This window comes from Flavipsychrobacter stenotrophus (genome assembly GCF_002954265.1).
GTDB classification, from domain to species: domain Bacteria; phylum Bacteroidota; class Bacteroidia; order Chitinophagales; family Chitinophagaceae; genus Flavipsychrobacter; species Flavipsychrobacter stenotrophus.
This window is the reverse complement of the sequence record NZ_PPSL01000003.1, coordinates 41,428-59,962: the sequence shown is the minus strand read 5'-3', so window position 1 is coordinate 59,962 and position 18,535 is coordinate 41,428. Positions and strand designations below refer to the sequence as shown.

The window sequence follows — 18,535 nt, the reverse complement described above, 5'->3', positions numbered from 1 at the left end:
TCCTTATTTTTCTGCTTTTACCAGCGGCAACCTTATGTAGAATGTTGTTCCTTCATCTTCAACTGTCTCAAACCAGATCTTCCCCTTCCAGAACTCAATGATCTTTTTGGTCATTGCCAGGCCGAGGCCGGTGCCTGATGATTTGGTGGTGAAGTAGGGCTGAAATATTCGCTTAGATGTTTCTTCATCTATACCGCTACCATTATCTGTAATGGCTATCAACACATCATCACTGTCTCTTGTTGCAAATACTTTTATCACCCCTTGCCTATCGGGGGGTATTGCCTGCTTTGCATTCTCCAGCAGATTGGTGAAGACACGCAACATCTGGCTATGATCGCAAAGAACAGTAAGTTGAGTAGCTAACTGATCTATCGTCACTTTTACAACTTCATCTTTAGTATACAATTCTACTGCCTTGGTCAGTAACTGGTCTATCTCCAGTTCCTCCGGTTTTGCCTCCGGCATCTTGGCAAAGTTGGAGAATTCTGATGCGATGTATGACAGGTTATCTATCTGCTCTATTATAGATATAGACACACGCTCGGTAAGCTGCTTAATGTTGGGGTTATCATTCCGCATTGCATTCTGCAGATACTGGATATTGAGCTTCATAGGTGTAAGCGGATTCTTGATCTCGTGCGCCACCTGTCGGGCCATCTCACGCCATGCCATCTCACGCTCCGTCTGTGCAAGGCGCATCGCGTTTTCCTCCACCTTTTTTACCATCTTGTTATACTCTGCAACAAGGCTTCCTATCTCATCATTATATGGCCATTCTATTCTTTCGTTCTGCTCCAGATTCAGCTTATCAAACTGCTTGATGATCATATCGAATGTTCTGGTCATCCATCGTGTAACACCCACCGTAAGCAGGCTGGAAATAAGGAACAGGAATGCATACAGATTAATAAGCGTAACCAGGATGTTGGAGATCTGAAAGTCAAGATCTTTCTCTGATGTAAAGAAAGGAACATTGATATAACCTATCGTGGATCCCTGCTCATTGCGCAATGCCTGATATACCGATGTATATGAAAGGCCGGCCACTGTTTCGTTTTGGGTCACCATAGACAAGCCTTCGTTTTCCAGGCTGTAATACGCATCTGGCCTAATTTTGCGTGAAATGAGCCCTCTGTCATAAATATCGTCCTGAGACGACGAGAGCAGATTGCCGGCGTCGTCAAAAATATTAATGTCCACCTTCTGGCTGTTGGCAACCGTTGTTATGTATGACTTAAATGCAGCCGATCTGCTCACTGTGTCGAAGATGAATTCCGCATCAAAAGCCTGCCCCTTTACCAGGTAATCCTGTACAGATTGCTTGGCCACCTGCAGTGCTGCCTGTAGCTTATTAGCATTAGATTTTCTATACTCGCTGGTAAAGAATTGTGTGGTCACCCACCCGATGATAATAAAAGAAACGAACACTATGGCCAGCATGGAAAGGTGTACACGCCTACGCAGAGTGAGCCTTACAAACTGCTCCCGGTAAAGCTTTCCGGCAGATAATGACAAAAAGACCTGGTACAAAAATATGATGATTGCGATACCTACCTGTATACCAAAAAGATAAGAGAAAAGGGTTATGGCCTCAATTACCTCACTATGGTGGTGCACGACCACAGCAGTTCGCTTATCTGCTATCTTGGTATACAACGTAGAGAAGCCTCTGTAATTTTCATAAACATATTCCTGCTCTTTAAGCGTATCATATAATAGCCTCACGGGGAAGGGATAATCATTGGTCTGGCTAATGAGCTTACCACTGATATACATGGCATAAGAATAGTGTGTTTCTCCCGATGCGCCTTTGTTGGTATTTGGTTGTAACAGTTCAGGGTAAACGGTTTCAGAGGTTGCTCGCTTTTGGTCAAGCCCTATAAATACATACCCAATTATGTTGTTGACAGTATCGTTATAGATAGGTATGTAAGACAGATAGTATTGTTTGCTAAGAATGGATTCTTTATAAAAGAGGTAAGAAGAGTTAGTGATGACTGACTCGTATTTCTCGTCCATTAGCTCAGGGTATGTGAGCGTATCTTTATTTAACAGGTTAGTGTAGTCTTCATCAAAAAGATAGAGGGTGGTCTGGTACCTACCTAAGCCGGTAAGATAAAGGGAATCTAAATGTTGATTCAGGCTTTTGCGGGCCTGTGCAGATGGCTTATAAAAGAAGTTCTTCAGTTGTTTGTCTCGCTCTATAAGCTTTGCCGTTTTATCGAAAGAGAGTTCCAGTTGATCGTCATGATGCGGAGATAATCTTTGCTCTACAAATGCCATCCTTGTTGCCTGTTCCTTTATCTCGTTGTAGTAGCGGACTATAGCGGTAGAAAAGGTGCAGATAATAAGCGCCCATATGATCATACGCGGCTCGAAAAGTTTAGAGGTCAATCTGAACGAAGGGATATCCATCAGGAAAACAAAGACGAGGATACAACCCAGTAAGTATTCATAAAACACATCTTGTGTATAACCCAACAAATAATAGAACAGAAAAAGCGCCACCGCCATACCCACCATCTTTACTAGTCGGTTTCTTATCAGCAACTGCAGTTGCACATTTAAAAGATAAATGGCCATGCACGATATGCCCATTATAGCAATTACCGCTACCAGCCCGAAGACCGTGTAAATGGTTACCTCGTAGAAATGGGTTACGTCAAAAGATATGCGGGAGTCGAGTATAAGGCTGCGTAATATTTTTATGAAGAATAGTACGAACGATGCGAACAAACTCAACATTACCGCAGCTGTAATAGTTCGCAATAAAGGTGACCTGACCTTTATAAAATAGTTGCGGTGATCTGTGTGCCTGCTAACAAAAACAAGTAACCAGAGGACCAGCACCAAACTAATAAAGAGATCTCCTAATGACGATAAATACCTGCTGGTTGCATAAAGTGTGGGTGAAAATATAGTCAGTGTATCTAAGTGGAAGGGCAAGCCCCATTCAAACAACATCAGCCTGATAGATATGGCCACGCAAGTAATTATGATGGGAGCCACTATCTTTTTAGCGTTGCGGGTAAGATGTAGTATTACATGCTGTAGCCACGCTATAGAGAATAGCATTGCTGCAATGAGCAACGACATGAACAAGACATCCGGCTGCCAGGTCTGTATGTCTTCTCCGTTAAATGCCAGGTAAGCAACTGTTTCATTTCCCGACATTATGATCTTATACTCATCGGGGGCGTGTGACGGCAGGTTGGTGATCTTTGTCTTTACCGGTATGTTGTCTGACGCTGCAAAGTGAGTATGCAGGTAATCATTTTCTATAGGGTACGTGATCAGTACCGGGAATAGAACAATGTAGGTCTTATTACCCGGCAGGTCGGTCTGCTTCAGGTACTTCCTAATAAATATTCCCTTCTGATTTTTTCTAACAGAGGTGTTGCCCTGCAGCGAATCGTTGTTCAATCCTATTATTGAATTGTTGTTCCAGAACTTAAGTGAGTCGCCACTGTAGGCATAAATGTAGAAAGGTAATTCTGCAATTTCTTTTACTTCTTTCTCTGTAAGTGAGTCAGTAAATATGCGATGGGTCAACGACCTGTCCTGCATAAAATCGTTGAACGATCTCTCCCTCTTTGCCAGGTCTTCGTTTACCAAACGGGCCATCTGTTCAGGAAGCAACTCCTGTCGGTGCGCCCTGAAGTAATAGATGCTGCTACACCAAAGCAATATGCTCAATGTAAGCCAGCCCCAATATGGAAAACGATTGAACATTTATTTACGATCCTCAGCTTTTACTTTATTCCATAATGCATCCATTTCCCACAGGGTCATATCATGCAGGGTCTTGCCCTCTTCTGCTGCCATTTCCTCCACTCGCTTAAACCTGCGAATGAACTTCTTGTTCGTTCTTTCGAGAGCCAGCTCCGGGTCAACTTTTACAAACCTCGCGTAGTTGATCAACGCAAAGAATACATCGCCCATTTCCGCTTCTACCTCATCCTGGTTGCCCGCTTCCACAGCTTCATACAGCTCCTGCATTTCCTCTTCTACCTTATCCTTTACCTGCCCGGTGTTCTCCCATTCAAAACCCACCGTCTTTGTTTTCTCCTGCAGTCGCAATGCTTTTACCAATGCGGGCATTGATGGTGGTATACCGCTGAGAATAGACTTCTTACCTTCTTTCTGTTTTATCTTTTCCCAGTTCTGCTTCACCTGCTCCTCATCATCCACTTTCACGTTACTGTATATGTGGGGATGGCGATTGACCAATTTATTGCACACCCCTTCTATCACATCATCGAGCGTGAACTTGCCTTGCTCAGCACCGATCTTACTATAGAAAACTATGTGCAGGAGCAAGTCGCCCAGCTCTTCTTTTATTCCGTTCCAGTCTTCATTAACTAATGTATCACTCAGCTCGTAGATCTCTTCTATTGTCTGCGGCCGTAGTGTGTGTAATGTCTGCTTTTTATCCCACGGGCATTGCTCCCGCAGCTCATCCAGTATAGACCTCAGTCGTACCAGCGATTTAGAATATTCCATTTGTCTAAGTTAAAGAGTTAAAAAGGCAATTGGTTAAAAAGGGGTAATTCATAACCTTGGTGTCTCATCTGAACATTGGCTAATCGTCAAATTTATTCTCCCCACTTGTATCCATCGGGTTTAAGCCCGGCCAATTGTAACGCACGTTGTACAACTGTATAAGCGATATCATCGGCTGTAACCGGGTTACTGTAAAACGATGGCGTTGCCGGGCAGATGATGCCGCCTGCTTCCGTTACTGCTGTCATGTTGCGCAGGTGAATAAGATTATAAGGTGTCTCCCTAACCATACATATCAGTTTGCGACGTTCCTTCAACATTACATCTGCAGCGCGCGTAACAAGGTCATTACTGATGCCCCCTGCTATACGACCGAGTGTACCCATACTGCAAGGACAAATGATCAATGCGCTGTAAGAAGAACTACCCGATGCAAATGGCGCCAGGAAATTGTTCTTTTCCCAGTTCTTGAACGGTATCTTTTCATAGTCTTTATTACCCAATTCATGCTCCCACACCATACGTGCATTATCACTCCACACCACACTTACCTCATCAACCTGAGAGCTAAGCGCCTGCAGTTTTTCCAGTAATACTTTCGCGTAGATAGACCCGCTTGCACCCGTTACCGCAACTGCTATTTTTGTCATAATTTTAATTAGTACTAGCAAAACTACATGGATTAATTGTAAATTCGTTTTTCCAACAAGAACCAAAGAAATGAAACGTATTATACTTATTGCTGTGGCTATTTTGATGATGACCCCGGCATTGATGGCGCAGAAGGCGGAGGGCGGAATTAAGTGGTTGTCGATTGATGAGCTGCAGGTGAAAATGAAGGAAAAGCCAAAGAGAGTATATGTAGATATGTATACCGACTGGTGTGGCTGGTGCAAGAAGATGGAAGCTACCACATTTACCAATCCTGATGTGATCAAGTATATGAATGATAACTTCTATTGCGTACGGTTCAATGCAGAACGTAAAGATGTGATCTACTTTATGGGTAAGCAATATGGCTTTGATCCCGAAAAGAAGATGAATTCACTTGCTGCTATGTGGATAGGTCCAAGAGTATCATATCCAACAAGCGTATTTATGGAACAGTTTTACCAGAGCCCGATGCCGGTGCCAGGCTATCAGGATGTGAAAGGAATGGAACTGATAGTTCGCTTCTTTAATGAAGTAGCAGCAAAAAATCAGGCACAATGGGAAGCTTATCAGAAAGCATTCAAGCCATCATGGGCTTCTCTTGACGGGCCTGTAACAGCGCCTGCGGGACACTAACCGGTATCTAAATTTATATTTAAAAGTGACGGTCATTGCCGTCGCTTTTTTTATGTGCTGACTCGTGAGGCTAGCGTAAACGTTAATGTATACGACCCATTTATAATAAAGACTTCATCCGTGCACTTTTTCGTACCTTTGGCGTCCAAAAAATAAGTATCTGAATAATGGCTAAGCAAACTGAAAAAAAATGTTCCTTCTGCGATCGATCTGAGAGTGATGTGAACATTCTTTTTACCGGCTTAAAAGGTAATATTTGCGATCAGTGTATAGAAAATGCACACTCGCTGCTTACTGAAGCTACCGGGGAAAAACAAAAGACCCCACCTCCTCCTCCCGATATAATGCGCAACAAGCATTACAAGCCAATGGAGGTAAAAACATTTCTTGATCAATACGTAATTGGCCAGGACGATGCTAAAAAAGTACTTTCTGTAGCAATATACAATCACTACAAGCGCCTGAGTATGCCGGTGCAGGATGATGTGGAGATCGAAAAGTCTAACATCATAATGGTTGGTGAGACCGGAACCGGTAAAACATTGCTGGCTAAGAGTATAGCCCGTATGCTGCAGGTGCCTTTCGCTATAGTTGACGCAACAGTATTTACAGAGGCCGGTTATGTGGGTGAAGATGTGGAAAGCATTCTTTCGCGCCTGTTGCAAGCCAGCAACTATGATGTACCTGCTGCCGAGCGCGGTATCGTATACATAGATGAAATAGACAAAATAGGCCGTAAGAGCGATAATCCGTCTATTACACGCGATGTAAGTGGCGAAGGAGTGCAACAGGCCATGCTGAAGCTTTTAGAAGGTTCTGAGGTACTTGTACCACCACAGGGAGGCCGTAAGCACCCTGAGCAGAAGATGATAAAGGTGAATACCACCAATATCCTCTTTATCTGCGGTGGCGCATTTGAAGGTATTGACAAGATGATAGCCCGCCGTGTGCAGACTGCTTCTATCGGTTATAACGCCATCAAGGCATCTAAAGATGTAGATCGTGCTAACCTGCTGCAGTATGTAAATGCACAGGATCTGCGCACTTTCGGTTTGATACCGGAGTTGCTGGGCAGGTTGCCTATTGTTACTTATCTTAATCCGTTGGACAATGCTTCTTTGAAACGCATACTTACAGAACCTAAGAACGCATTGGTAAAACAATACACCCGTTTGTTCGATTTCGATGGTATTGCTTTGACTGTAGAAGATGAGGCGCTGGACTATATGGTGCAGAAAGCGGTACAGTACAAACTGGGTGGCCGTGGATTACGTGCTATCTGTGAAATGATACTCACCGATGCTATGTTCGACATGCCTACAGCCAAGCACGATGGTACATTCCACCTGACTGCTGACTATGCTAAACAAATGATAGAACATACGAAACTGGAGCAGTTAAAAGCAGCTTAAGTTCTACCGTTGTTATTAAACTATTAAAAAGGTGAATACTCCGTAAATGAGTATTCACTTTTTTCGTTTTAGGCAGTACCTTGGGCATTCATTCCGACTATCAACATTCAGCACCCTTTTAATTGATCTTATATGCAGGAACTATTGAACCAACTTACCGGCAAGGCCGGCCTTACAGAAGAACAAGCACAGCAATCTGTGGCTATTATGAAAGAGTTTGTACTATCTAAAGTACCGCCAATGTTCAGCGCGGTAGTTGAAGGCTTCTTTGCCGACGGTGCTACCGGAGGTCATGAGGATGGCCTGGTGTAGCACTAACGACCTTAAAAATGAAAAAGCCCGTCAATATGATTGACGGGCTTTCTTGTTGTATAAATACTGTTATTAGAAATTGGCAATGTTGTACTTGATGTCTGCCTTCTTGGTAAGTGTCTGCTGCAACATCTGGCCGAGGTAGCCGCGAAGCTGACCTTCTTCTTGCTGGCGCTGCTGCATAATGCCCATCTGCATGGTCATCTGATCTGGTGCCGGCCTTGAAGACCTGCTATTAACGCTGATGAAATATACACCACCCTGGCCTTTAATAGCCGGAGAAACTGTATTTGCAGCAAAGCTCTGGCAGAATGCATAACCTACAACCTTAGGCTCGTAACCCAGACCCGGTACAAATGATGCACCTAGCATTACTGAATCTGACTGCTGAACTGCGGCACCTGCGCCAGCTGCTATTGACTCCAATGTAGCGCCCTTATATTTAGCAGCTATCAAAGCAGCTTTCTTTTCGTCTCTTACTCTCTGTTCCAACATTGGTCTGTTAGCCGCTGTTATTGCTGTCATGCCTTTTTCGTCAGCAGAAACCAATTTAGCAACTACATAACGCTGGTCGTTCAGGCGGAAAGGATCTTTAGAAACTTCGCCAACCTTAGCTCCGTACATCCACTTGATTATTTCTCTTGCACCGCCCAGGCCCTGTATTGTAAAGCTTGATTCCTTGATGTTTTCGCCAACTCTTTTGTCAACGCCCATCTTCTTAACATTAGCATCAAACTCAGCTGCGTTTGTGCTCTTGGCTGCAAATTCATTTGCACGGCCGAAGATCGCATTTACAGTACTGTCGCTAGGTACCAGGCTCTTAGTGATCGTAGCTACCTTAACTGTAGAACTTACAGCTGTCTGCTCCAATATTTCTATGTAGTGGTAACCAGTGTATCCGCCTGTCTTGCTGTTATCTGCTTTTACAACTTTCTTTTCTCCGGTCTTGCCTTCAAAAATGAAATCACCGAATTCTTTAGATAACTGTGGTCTTACGGCCAATGTAACCGGTATTTCACCCTTAGGGTTCTGTGGGTTGTAATCTTCAGAATACTTAGCCAGCATTGAATCGAATGGAGTACCATTCTTTATTGCTGTAGCAATGCTGTCCATTCTTGCCTTAACTGTAGAATCTTCGCGGATGGCTGTCTTACCGTCGTTAGTACGGATAAGTATCTGCCTAACCTTAACACTATCCGGCAATACTTTCTTGTCGATCATCTTAGTGATACGGAAACTTCCGTTCTCCAGGTAAGGACCATAGATGCTGCCTACCGGCTCCTTCATAATAGTATCTGCAAACCTTGAACCGAAGTTCTTGCTGTTTACATATGCTTCGTTGAAAGTGTTGATATCATCGCTCTTGTTACCAACGTATGTTTTATCATCCTTGGCCTTAGAGAATTCGTCTTTAATTTCATTCAATGCACCTGTAGCTCTTGAAGAGTCGGCAGATGATGGTATGATGTCGAAAGAAACGTAATCGATAGTGCGCGTAGCCTGGTCTGTTTCAAACATTGCCTTATGCTTCTGCATGTAAGCCTTGATGTCTTCGTCAGTTACCTTCGCCTGATCATCAGGAATAGTTGTGAAAGGAACCTTGATGTAACGGATAGACGCCATCATATCGCCATTGGCAACACTGCGCTTAGCCTGGTACATAGGCGCATAAGCACCTGCAGACATCATAGTATTGAACTTGTCGATCCTCGAGTTGCGTATAACATAACCCTTAACCGCATTCCAGTTTTCCATGAAAGTACCGGTAGGATCAACCTTTGGATTTTTCGCGATCTCATCTTCATAGCCTTTCACCCTTGCCGGATCGAACTGCTTCGTTTCAGGATTGTTGAAAACCTGCTGTCCCTGGAACTGGAACTGCTTAACCAACGGATGTGCATTAGGGCTATAGATAAGATCTTTAGCTTCCTGCTCAGATGTGGTGATACCCATCTTGTCGCATATTCCGCCAACAATAGTTTCATAGCTTATAGACTGCAAAACCTGCTCCCTTATCTGCGCTCTTCCGGCATCATCAAGAGGGCCGCGGTTGCTGTAGATGTTGGTCAAAGTTTCGTATTCTTTTACTCTCTTTTCGTATTCTTTTGCTTCTATTGCATTACCGTTAACGGTCATTACGTCGGTACCGTTACCGCCAAACAAGCGGCCGAAGCTACCATTACGGGCATCAGATATGATAAAGCTTATAAGAGCAACACCAATGACGCCACCCGCTATTTTTCCATACTTATTTCTGATCTTCTGAATTACAGCCATGAAGGTTCTATATTATTTTTATTAAGGAGTGCAAATTTATACCAAAAAAAGTGAATTTACACCTTATTGGGGATTATTAATAGCGTATTTTTTCATTTTTTCAGAATTTTTCGCTATATTTTTTTCAACAACGGTGTATTAAGAATAAAACAGCATCTTCTTCCCTTCATCTGTATCATTGTTTTTCATAATTTAGCCCATTTATAATACACCTTTGCTATGATTTATATAAAGGATGTAGTTAAGCTACTGATAATGGCTCTATTTCTGATAAACACGAGTTGTTCCTCATCTACAAATAAAAATCAGACAGAAAAAATACACCGCAGCGACTCCAACATTATCGCTTTAAAAGAGACTACCCACCCCAGGGATCCCTCCTTTTCTGTTGTTTTTACTGAAGGATGCTTCGCAATAAGAAGATCCAGGATTGGCGTATACTTTGTACGTGGCAGATATTATGCCGCCTATTTTGCACCAATCTATGACAACTCGATTCCCACGCAGGTTGTATGGACCATTGAACTGAATGAGAAACAAAGAGACGCATGTTCACGTTTTCTCAATAAAGCTAAAACACTCCCTGCAGGGTGTGGTAGGTCAAGTTCTTCAGAATATCGCCATGATATTACAATAGGAGATAAGGTGTATTTTGTTTATGGTGAATGTGATTGGGACGGACTAAGTTTCGACTATCTTGATGAACAGTTATTTGGCGATAAGCACATAGCGATGGATCAAAGGATACTGGGCAAATGGTATCTGCAAAATGTAGAAAAAGGAATGGAGAAAGATAGTGTTATTACCTTTTCAAACAATAAGATAAGTGCTTACTACGTCGAATTCTTGAAAAATAATATAGTATCATGCAAATTACCCGGAATAAGCAACACACATTCTTACGAAACAAGAATTGCTGAGGACACGGTTCTTTACATTAACAAACCGATACCTAATTTGAGCAATCCCAAATACGATGGCGATCATTATTTTAGATTCCAAGAAATAAGCAATAATGAACTAAAACTTATATTTTTTTGGTAACAGGGCGTAAAACGAAGATGTGGCGGACCGTTCTAATTCATCTTGGCAGGAACGAGCAACTGAAACTCGGGGATGAGCACAGTAAATTTCTTCTTGTTGAACAGATTCTCTATAAGGTAGGTACCGTACATTTTACCGATATCACTCCGCAGGCCTGCTGCTGATGTGTACTGATAACTATCGCCCGGCTCTATGATCGGCTGGCGGCCTACTACGCCTTCGCCCTGTACTTCGCGGTGAGTGCCATTACTATCTTTTATGTGCCAATGTCTGCTGAGGAGTTTTACAGGGTACATTGTCTGGTTCTCTATAGTGATGCGATAAGCGAACAGGTATTCAGAATTAAGCGGGTTGGATTGTGTAGGCTGATAAAAAGTCTCAACCATTATACTTATCCCTTCCGTTACCAAATGCACCATAATAGACTGATATTTTCAACTGCAAAATTAATTCTTTTAATATTTCTTTTTTTCTTTAATCATATTGTTTAACAAATCAATAACCATATCGCGCTCATACCCTTTTTGCACCATATATCTATATATCTTTGATTTCAAAACCATTTCACTTCGCTCGCTTTTCAGTTCATTCACCTTCTTTTCCATCAATTTCTGAAAAATACGATCATATTCTTCTGCATCTATCTCGGAAAGGCCATTTTTTATACAATAGTCAGAGATTTTTTTCAGTTTTAGCTGCTGTTTTATCTTTTCTCTGCCCCATTGCTTCATTCTGAACTTTCCGCGTGCATATGCTCTGGCAAATCTTTCTTCATTCAGTAATCCGATCTCAATAAGTCCGGCAATACCGTCTTCTACTTCGGGGGTTGTGCACCCCAACTCATAGAGTTTGTTGCGCACCTCGCTATGGCATCGTTCCTGGTATTCGCAGTAATGAGTTATAGCAGCTTTGGTTTGCAACAACATTTAGTTAGAACAGTTTTTCTCCCGGCATACACCCACGCGAACGCACTTCAGGTTTTTTTATAAATTGCAATTGTTACGAGGATTTTCATCCCTCTCTTTTTTTCATACTGCCTACAGTATAGTTGACTAACAGACTGAACATTTGATATTCTGATCCGGTTTTTACTTTAAGGTTTTTACTTTTAACTTTTGCACTATCTCCCCATATAAACAATTAGTATCTGCACGTCGCTTGGATTGACTCCACTTATGCGACTTGCCTGTCCAATTGTCCTCGGTTTTATTTTCATCAGCTTTTGTCGCGCCTCAATAGACATGGCAGTGAGTTTTTCGTAGTTGAAGTGCTCGGGTATCGCTAAGTCCTCTAAATTGGACATTTTCTGGACCATTTCGTGCTCTTTTTCGATATAAGTGGCATATTTGGCCATAATTTCAACCTGCTCGAGTACCAGTGGGCTACATTCGCCTATAGAAGCCTTTAAATCGGGCACAGATTCCATCATTTCCTTGATCCCTATGTTCGGTCGGAGCAACACTTTTAGTGCTTTTGATTTTTCTGTGAGTAGTGAAGAGTTGTTGCTTTCCAAAAATTCATTGAATGCTTCCGGCTCGGCTTTGAACTCTTCCATTATTTTTTTCACCCTCGCTACTTCACCTTGCTTCGCATTTACCAATGCCAACCTTTGGTCAGATGCCAACCCGATGCTATGAGCCAATGGAGTCAATCTTACATCTGCATTATCTTGTCTCAGAATGGTTCTGTACTCCGCGCGGCTGGTAAACATACGGTATGGTTCATCAGTTCCCTTGCTAATAAGGTCATCTATGAGCACACCAATGTATGCGTCACTCCTCTTCAAAATTACCGGTTCCTGCTCATGAGCATTTCTGCTTGCATTAATTCCGGCCATTAATCCCTGGCAAGCTGCCTCTTCATATCCTGTAGTTCCGTTGATCTGACCAGCGAAAAAGAGATTTTTTATCAGTTTGGTTTCCAGTGTAGCGGTCAATTGCGTTGGTGGAAAGTAGTCATATTCTATTGCATAGCCCGGACGGAAGAACTTAGCCTTCTCAAAACCGGGCACCATAGTGAGTGCTTTGTACTGTACTTCTTCAGGTAAAGAAGTGCTGAATCCATTCACATAGATCTCTACTGTGTCCCAACCTTCAGGTTCCACAAACAATTGATGCCTTTCTTTTTCGGCAAAACGGGTAACCTTATCTTCAATGCTCGGGCAATATCTTGGTCCACTTCCCTTTATTCTACCCTGGTACATTGGCGACTGACCGAAGCCTGTCTTCAAAATATCATGTACTTCAGGGTTGGTATAGGTGATCCAACAGCAACGTTGGTTCTGTGGTTTTACCTTTTCTATAGGCAGGTAAGAGAAGCCAACTACTTCGTCGTCTCCTTCCTGACGTTCCATTTTTGTGTAATCAAGACTGCGTCCATCTATTCTTGGCGGTGTTCCTGTCTTCAATCTGTCACTTTCAAAGCCTAGGGAAACCAATTGTTCGGTTATTCCTGTAGCACCTTTCTCCCCCATTCTACCTCCGCCAAACTGCTTTTCCCCTACATGTATCACTCCGTTAAGGAACGTTCCGTTGGTGAGTACTACAGATTTAGCTCTTATCTCCTGCCCCATTCCGGTTACAATGCCTTGTATTGTTCCACGTGAAACAATCAATCCCTGCACCATATCCTGCCAGAAATCTACATTGGGTGTCTGCTCCAGCATGTTTCTCCAGGTTGTTGCAAACAATGCACGGTCGTTTTGCGAACGAGGACTCCACATTCCCGGACCCTTAGACCTATTCAACATACGGAATTGGATAGTACTCTTATCACTTACAATACCACTATAGCCACCCATGGCATCTATCTCACGCACTATCTGGCCTTTGGCAATACCACCCATGGCCGGGTTGCAGCTCATCTGTGCAATGGTCTGCATGTTCATTGTTACCAATAAAACCTTAGACCCCATATTGGCTGCCGCAGCCGCAGCCTCACAACCGGCATGTCCGGCACCTACTACTATTACATCATACTCAGGAAACATTGGGCAAAGATACAGCGTATCCCCTAAACAAAACACCTGTGTTCCACGTGGAACACTATAGCGGTATAGCCACGGTGATCCCATACCGGAAGACGACGGTGATCTTTCCGAAGTGCCTATATACTTGTAAGATCGCTAACGTGATGATCAGACTGTCTAACCACGCCTACCGGCAGGCAGGCACAATATTACAGCGAGGTATATTCGTCTAGTTGGAATTGGAAAACCCACAACAGATAACCCAACCTTTCCTACCTGATGGTAGTAGTTTTTGTACAGGACCACCACTATACTATTAAGTATGTTGGAGACACTTAATGTTCCACGTGGAACAATACAACCCTGCAAATAGCAAGACGATCCCTGACATTGTTTCACGTGGAACATAGTGTGGCATACAATTTGTTATAGAAATCATAAAGGAAGTTGTTCCACGTGGAACAAATAATTCCAAAGCTTTAACAATATTATTAGAAGAAGAACGTTAATATTACTATACCAATGAAATCATTCAAATACATATCAATGCTTGTGGTTGCCATCCTCCTGATGGGCACTGTAGCCATTGGCAAAACTCACCCTAAGTACAAGAAGCATTTCCTTAAAGATTTCAGCATTGGTTTCTACAGAGGAGTAGCATTCTTTGATGTAACAAAAGGAAGTAATACCCCAGCACACAAACAAACATCATCAACAGGTTTCTCTGTAGGCTTTCCTATTGTCAATCAATTCCGCGCAGAGGTTGATCTATCAATGAGCAATCTCCTCACCAATAACAGCAACAGGAACAATGGCCTCTCGCTAAGAAAGGGAAACCTTGTTTCCATACCTGTATCTATTCAATATTACCTCTTGCCTAAGAAGAGTAAAATACAACCTTACTTTGGCTTTGGAGCAATGATCGTTCCTGATGCGCAGAAGTACATGTTCGTTAAAGACGGTGATGGTATAAAGATAATGCAGGGGTCAAGCCCAATCAGCTTACTGATAACACAAGGAGTAAACATTGAGATCAATACAAAAATTCACCTCACAGAATCACTTCATGTCATCAGTTCAGAAGGCAAGACAAACTTCGGGTTGAACTTTGGCGTAACATTCTACGTTCCTTAATCGAATACCTAAACAAAATAAAAAGAGCCGAAAACTATTAGTGATCGGCTCTTTGCTTTATAGTTTGTGTTACTTACAACGTCTCTTCTGTCTGTGGTTTGTTCCTCTCCTCGTTTTTCATTTCCTTCCATATCTCTTTCCACTCCAAAGGAGAATGGCCGTCCTCTACTTTAAAGTTACCAATCTTTGTTCGCCTTAGCAATTGCAGATAACCACCACAACCTAGCGCAGCTCCAAAATCATTGGCCAGTGAACGGATGTAAGTACCGGTACTGCACAATACCCTGAAGTGGACCTCAGGCATATCGATCTTAGTAATTTCGAATTCACCTATGGTCACAGGCCTGGCATTCAATACCACTTCTATACCTGCACGTGCAAGATCATAAGATCGTTTACCTTCCTTCTTAATAGCAGAGTGAATTGGCGGTGTCTGCATGATATCTCCGGTAAACTGTTTAGTGGTTTCCAGAATCTGCAGCTCTGTAATATGCTCAAAAGGCTTATGATCCATTGGCTCACTTTCCAGATCGTATGTCTCGGTGACTGCGCCAAGCCTGATGATCCCGGTATACTCTTTCGGCAGCCCCTGGTAACCCGAAATACTTTTAGTCATATCACCGGTGCAACAAATTAGCAAACCTGTAGCCAAGGGATCAAGTGTACCGCAATGACCGATCTTAGCCTTAAGGGTCACCTTGATCTGATTAACTGCATCGAAGGATGTCCAGGTTGCGGGCTTATCCACAAGAATAACACCTCCCTTTTTCAATTCAGCAGGTGTAGCATTTTTTACCATTATAGAACTCTGTATTTATAACTATAGAAAAGAAACATCGGGGCACCTTAGCAAACCCGAATCAAAATTATTTGAACCATGAACTATACATCAGGTAGTTATTGGCAATACGCCCTACCTCATCCTTCAATAGTTCAGCACTGATATCTTTAACCTTCTTAGCAGGTACACCGGCATAGATACTGCCGGACTGTACATGAGTGCCTTCCAAAACAACTGCACCGGCAGCAATGATACAGTTCTCACCTATCACCACATTATCCATAACTATAGAACCCATTCCTATCAATACGTTATCACCAACAGTACAACCATGTACCAATGCATTATGACCAATAGAAACATTATTACCCAATAGTACTTTAGTTTTCTCGTATGTGCAATGTATCACTGCCCCATCCTGAATGTTCACCTTGTTGCCAATCTTTATACTGTTCACATCACCACGCACCACAGCATTGAACCATACACTACAATCTTCGCCCATTACTACATCACCAACTATTGTTGCATTAGGTGCAACAAAACAACTATCTGGTATCTGTGGGTGAATTCCTTTAACAGGCAATATTACCGGCATAGATCAATTTTATTTACTAAATATGTTATATTTTATAATACAGTACAGTGCACGGAATGCATCCTTCATACCGATCTTCTTACCTTCTTCATAAGTACGGCCATAATAAGATATACCAACTTCATATATACGTATTTTTGGTATGCGGGAGATCTTGGCGGTAACTTCAGGCTCAAAACCAAATCTTTTTTCTTTAAGATTAATGCTTTGAATTGTCTCTCTTCTAAATACCTTATAACATGTCTCCATATCAGTAAGGTTCAGGTTAGTAAACATATTAGAAGCAAGGGTCAACCATTTATTACCTATAGAATGCCAGAAGAATAAAATACGATGCGGATTACCACCCATGAACCTGGAACCATACACCACGTCGGCAAAACCCGTAAGAATGGGTTTAAGCAGTATGTTGTATTCTTCGGGGTCGTACTCAAGATCTGCATCCTGAATAATTACATAATCACCCGTAGCCATCTTTATGCCTGTATGTAATGCAGCACCCTTCCCTTGGTTTACAGGATGCTTGTAATAGCTGATCTGCAGATCGGGGTTAGCAGACTGATAAGCAAGTATCGACTCCTCAGTATTGTCTTTAGAACAATCATTAACAATGATCACTTCCTTACTGATATTGCCTGTAAGCTGTACTGCCTTTACCCTATCCAATATGTGATGAATAGTAGGCCCTTCATTGTAAGCAGGTATGACTATAGATAATGTACTCATTCAAAAATTAATAAGGCCTTATAAGCCGGTGCAAAAGTATAAAGATTTTGGGTGTAGTATGTAACAAAAGGATAATTATAACATCTTGTCCCCTCATAAATTTAAGATAAAACGAGTTCTGTGTATCTTTGGTATAATATTCTACAAATTTATGCAGGCATATTCAAATCTACTCAATCATATTTTAGAAACAGGTGTGCAGAAGAGCGACCGCACCGGAACCGGAACAATAAGTGTTTTCGGCTACCAGATGCGTTTCGATCTGCAAAAAGGCTTTCCATTAGTAACCACCAAAAAACTGCATCTCAAGTCTATAATATATGAATTGCTGTGGTTTCTAAAAGGCGATACCAATATTGCGTACCTTAATGAACATGATGTAAGTATATGGGATGAATGGGCAGATAAGAATGGTGATCTGGGCCCTGTATATGGCCATCAGTGGCGTAGCTGGGCTGGAGCTGATGGACAAATATATGACCAGATAAAAGACGTGCTGCACCAGATAAAAACCAACCCTGATAGTAGAAGAATGATCGTGAATGCATGGAATGTAGCTGACCTTCCTAAGATGGCTTTAAGTCCATGTCATGCATTGTTTCAATTTTATGTAGCAGATAGTAAGTTAAGTTGTCAGCTATACCAGCGCAGTGCTGATGTATTCCTTGGTGTTCCTTTCAACATAGCCTCATACGCATTGCTAACTATGATGATAGCACAGGTATGTGATCTGCAGCCTGGAGAGTTTATTCACACACTTGGAGATGCTCATCTATATACCAATCATCTGGATCAGACTAGACTACAACTAAGCCGTACTCCATACCAATTACCAACAATGAAATTGAATCCCAACGTAAAAGATCTTTTTGATTTTACGTACGAAGATTTCACCTTAGAGAATTATATAAGTCACCCGGGTATCAAAGCACCCATAGCAGTTTAGAAGTAACATAGTCACTGATAAAATGAATACTTTTGTAGTATGGTTCTATCATTCATAGTAGCGGCTTCTGAAAACAATGCAATAGGTGTGCATAATGAATTGCCTTGGCGCCTGCCTGAGGATCTGAAGTTCTTTAAACGAACTACTCTTGGTAAACCTGTGATCATGGGCAGAAGAACATTTGAATCATTAGGTAAACCACTGCCAGGTCGCTTGAATGTAGTACTCTCTCAATCAGGAAATATTACTCTACCCGAAGGTGTATTGCTATTTGATTCACTTGCAGAATCAATAGAACGCGTTGAAGAAGAAGATGTAGCAGAAGCATTCATAATAGGTGGTGGTAAGATATTTGAACTCGCAATGCCATACGTAGATAGAATGTACATAACACGCGTGCATACTACCATAAACAATGCTGATGCATTTTTCCCTAGTATAGATCACTCCCATTGGAAACTGGTATGGGAAGAAAAGCATACACACGATGATAAGCATGAATACGACTATACATTTCAGCAATTTGAAAGAATAGAACTGTGAC

General features: G+C 42.2%; 17 protein-coding genes. 7 read left to right on the top strand and 10 right to left on the bottom strand.

Features of this window, described 5'->3' with window-relative positions; translation table 11 throughout:
* Nucleotides 1–3 precede the first annotated feature (3 nt).
* The 3 genes from CJD36_RS10445 to CJD36_RS10435 all read right to left on the bottom strand — a co-directional run bounded on the left by CJD36_RS10445 (nt 4) and on the right by CJD36_RS10435 (nt 5,156).
* Entirely contained in the window at nt 4–3,735 is a 3,732-nt protein-coding gene (locus CJD36_RS10445; protein ID WP_105039116.1) for a sensor histidine kinase, read from the bottom strand.
* Nucleotides 3,736–4,506: a nucleoside triphosphate pyrophosphohydrolase gene (gene mazG, locus CJD36_RS10440; RefSeq protein ID WP_105039115.1), complete on the bottom strand. Its 771-nt coding sequence runs from the start codon at nt 4,504–4,506 to the stop codon at nt 3,736–3,738.
* 92 nt (nt 4,507–4,598) lie between these two features.
* A complete protein-coding gene (locus CJD36_RS10435; protein ID WP_105039114.1) occupies nt 4,599–5,156 on the bottom strand; it encodes a UbiX family flavin prenyltransferase in 558 nt (185 codons plus the stop codon).
* 70 nt (nt 5,157–5,226) lie between these two features.
* On the opposite strand from CJD36_RS10435, the gene CJD36_RS10430 reads away from it, so the two are divergent.
* From CJD36_RS10430 to CJD36_RS10420, 3 genes are all read left to right on the top strand, one after another.
* A complete protein-coding gene (locus CJD36_RS10430) occupies nt 5,227–5,793 on the top strand; it encodes a thioredoxin family protein (RefSeq protein WP_105039113.1) in 567 nt (188 codons plus the stop codon).
* 167 nt (nt 5,794–5,960) lie between these two features.
* Nucleotides 5,961–7,205, top strand: coding sequence for an ATP-dependent Clp protease ATP-binding subunit ClpX (gene clpX / locus CJD36_RS10425; RefSeq protein ID WP_105039112.1), 1,245 nt, complete (start codon nt 5,961–5,963; stop codon nt 7,203–7,205).
* A gap of 132 nt (nt 7,206–7,337) precedes the next feature.
* Nucleotides 7,338–7,517 carry a hypothetical protein gene (locus tag CJD36_RS10420; protein WP_105039111.1) on the top strand — a complete coding sequence of 60 codons (180 nt, stop codon included), beginning with the start codon at nt 7,338–7,340 and terminating at the stop codon, nt 7,515–7,517.
* 72 nt (nt 7,518–7,589) lie between these two features.
* Here CJD36_RS10420 and CJD36_RS10415 read toward each other — a convergent pair whose 3' ends face one another.
* Complete coding sequence (locus CJD36_RS10415) at nt 7,590–9,794, bottom strand: peptidylprolyl isomerase (RefSeq protein ID WP_105039110.1); 2,205 nt, start codon at nt 9,792–9,794, stop codon at nt 7,590–7,592.
* A gap of 219 nt (nt 9,795–10,013) precedes the next feature.
* On the opposite strand from CJD36_RS10415, the gene CJD36_RS10410 reads away from it, so the two are divergent.
* Complete coding sequence (locus CJD36_RS10410; protein WP_105039109.1) at nt 10,014–10,838, top strand: hypothetical protein; 825 nt, start codon at nt 10,014–10,016, stop codon at nt 10,836–10,838.
* A gap of 32 nt (nt 10,839–10,870) precedes the next feature.
* Here CJD36_RS10410 and apaG read toward each other — a convergent pair whose 3' ends face one another.
* The 3 genes from apaG to mnmG all read right to left on the bottom strand — a co-directional run bounded on the left by apaG (nt 10,871) and on the right by mnmG (nt 13,911).
* On the bottom strand, nt 10,871–11,257 hold the full coding sequence (gene apaG, locus CJD36_RS10405) for a Co2+/Mg2+ efflux protein ApaG (protein ID WP_105039108.1): 387 nt from the start codon (nt 11,255–11,257) through the stop codon (nt 10,871–10,873).
* Nucleotides 11,258–11,293: 36 nt separating this feature from the next.
* Nucleotides 11,294–11,764, bottom strand: a complete 471-nt coding sequence (locus tag CJD36_RS10400; RefSeq protein WP_105039107.1) for a regulatory protein RecX — start codon at nt 11,762–11,764, stop codon at nt 11,294–11,296.
* A gap of 194 nt (nt 11,765–11,958) precedes the next feature.
* Complete coding sequence (mnmG, locus tag CJD36_RS10395; RefSeq protein ID WP_240609336.1) at nt 11,959–13,911, bottom strand: tRNA uridine-5-carboxymethylaminomethyl(34) synthesis enzyme MnmG; 1,953 nt, start codon at nt 13,909–13,911, stop codon at nt 11,959–11,961.
* Nucleotides 13,912–14,328: 417 nt separating this feature from the next.
* Between mnmG and CJD36_RS10390 the strand changes: the two genes are divergently transcribed.
* A complete protein-coding gene (locus tag CJD36_RS10390; RefSeq protein ID WP_105039105.1) occupies nt 14,329–14,940 on the top strand; it encodes an OmpW family outer membrane protein in 612 nt (203 codons plus the stop codon).
* 73 nt (nt 14,941–15,013) lie between these two features.
* On the opposite strand, the gene truB is transcribed toward CJD36_RS10390, so the two are convergent.
* The 3 genes from truB to CJD36_RS10375 form a co-directional block, all read right to left on the bottom strand.
* Nucleotides 15,014–15,739, bottom strand: a complete 726-nt coding sequence (gene truB, locus CJD36_RS10385; protein ID WP_105039104.1) for a tRNA pseudouridine(55) synthase TruB — start codon at nt 15,737–15,739, stop codon at nt 15,014–15,016.
* A 67-nt stretch (nt 15,740–15,806) separates the two neighbouring features.
* Entirely contained in the window at nt 15,807–16,319 is a 513-nt protein-coding gene (locus CJD36_RS10380; RefSeq protein ID WP_105039103.1) for a gamma carbonic anhydrase family protein, read from the bottom strand.
* A 9-nt stretch (nt 16,320–16,328) separates the two neighbouring features.
* On the bottom strand, nt 16,329–17,045 hold the full coding sequence (locus CJD36_RS10375; protein WP_105039102.1) for a glycosyltransferase family 2 protein: 717 nt from the start codon (nt 17,043–17,045) through the stop codon (nt 16,329–16,331).
* Nucleotides 17,046–17,196: 151 nt separating this feature from the next.
* Between CJD36_RS10375 and CJD36_RS10370 the strand changes: the two genes are divergently transcribed.
* Together CJD36_RS10370 and CJD36_RS10365 are read left to right on the top strand one after the other, a co-directional pair.
* Nucleotides 17,197–17,991: a thymidylate synthase gene (locus CJD36_RS10370; protein ID WP_105039101.1), complete on the top strand. Its 795-nt coding sequence runs from the start codon at nt 17,197–17,199 to the stop codon at nt 17,989–17,991.
* Between the two features lie 39 nt (nt 17,992–18,030).
* A complete protein-coding gene (locus CJD36_RS10365; RefSeq protein ID WP_105039100.1) occupies nt 18,031–18,534 on the top strand; it encodes a dihydrofolate reductase in 504 nt (167 codons plus the stop codon).
* Nucleotide 18,535 lies beyond the last annotated feature (1 nt).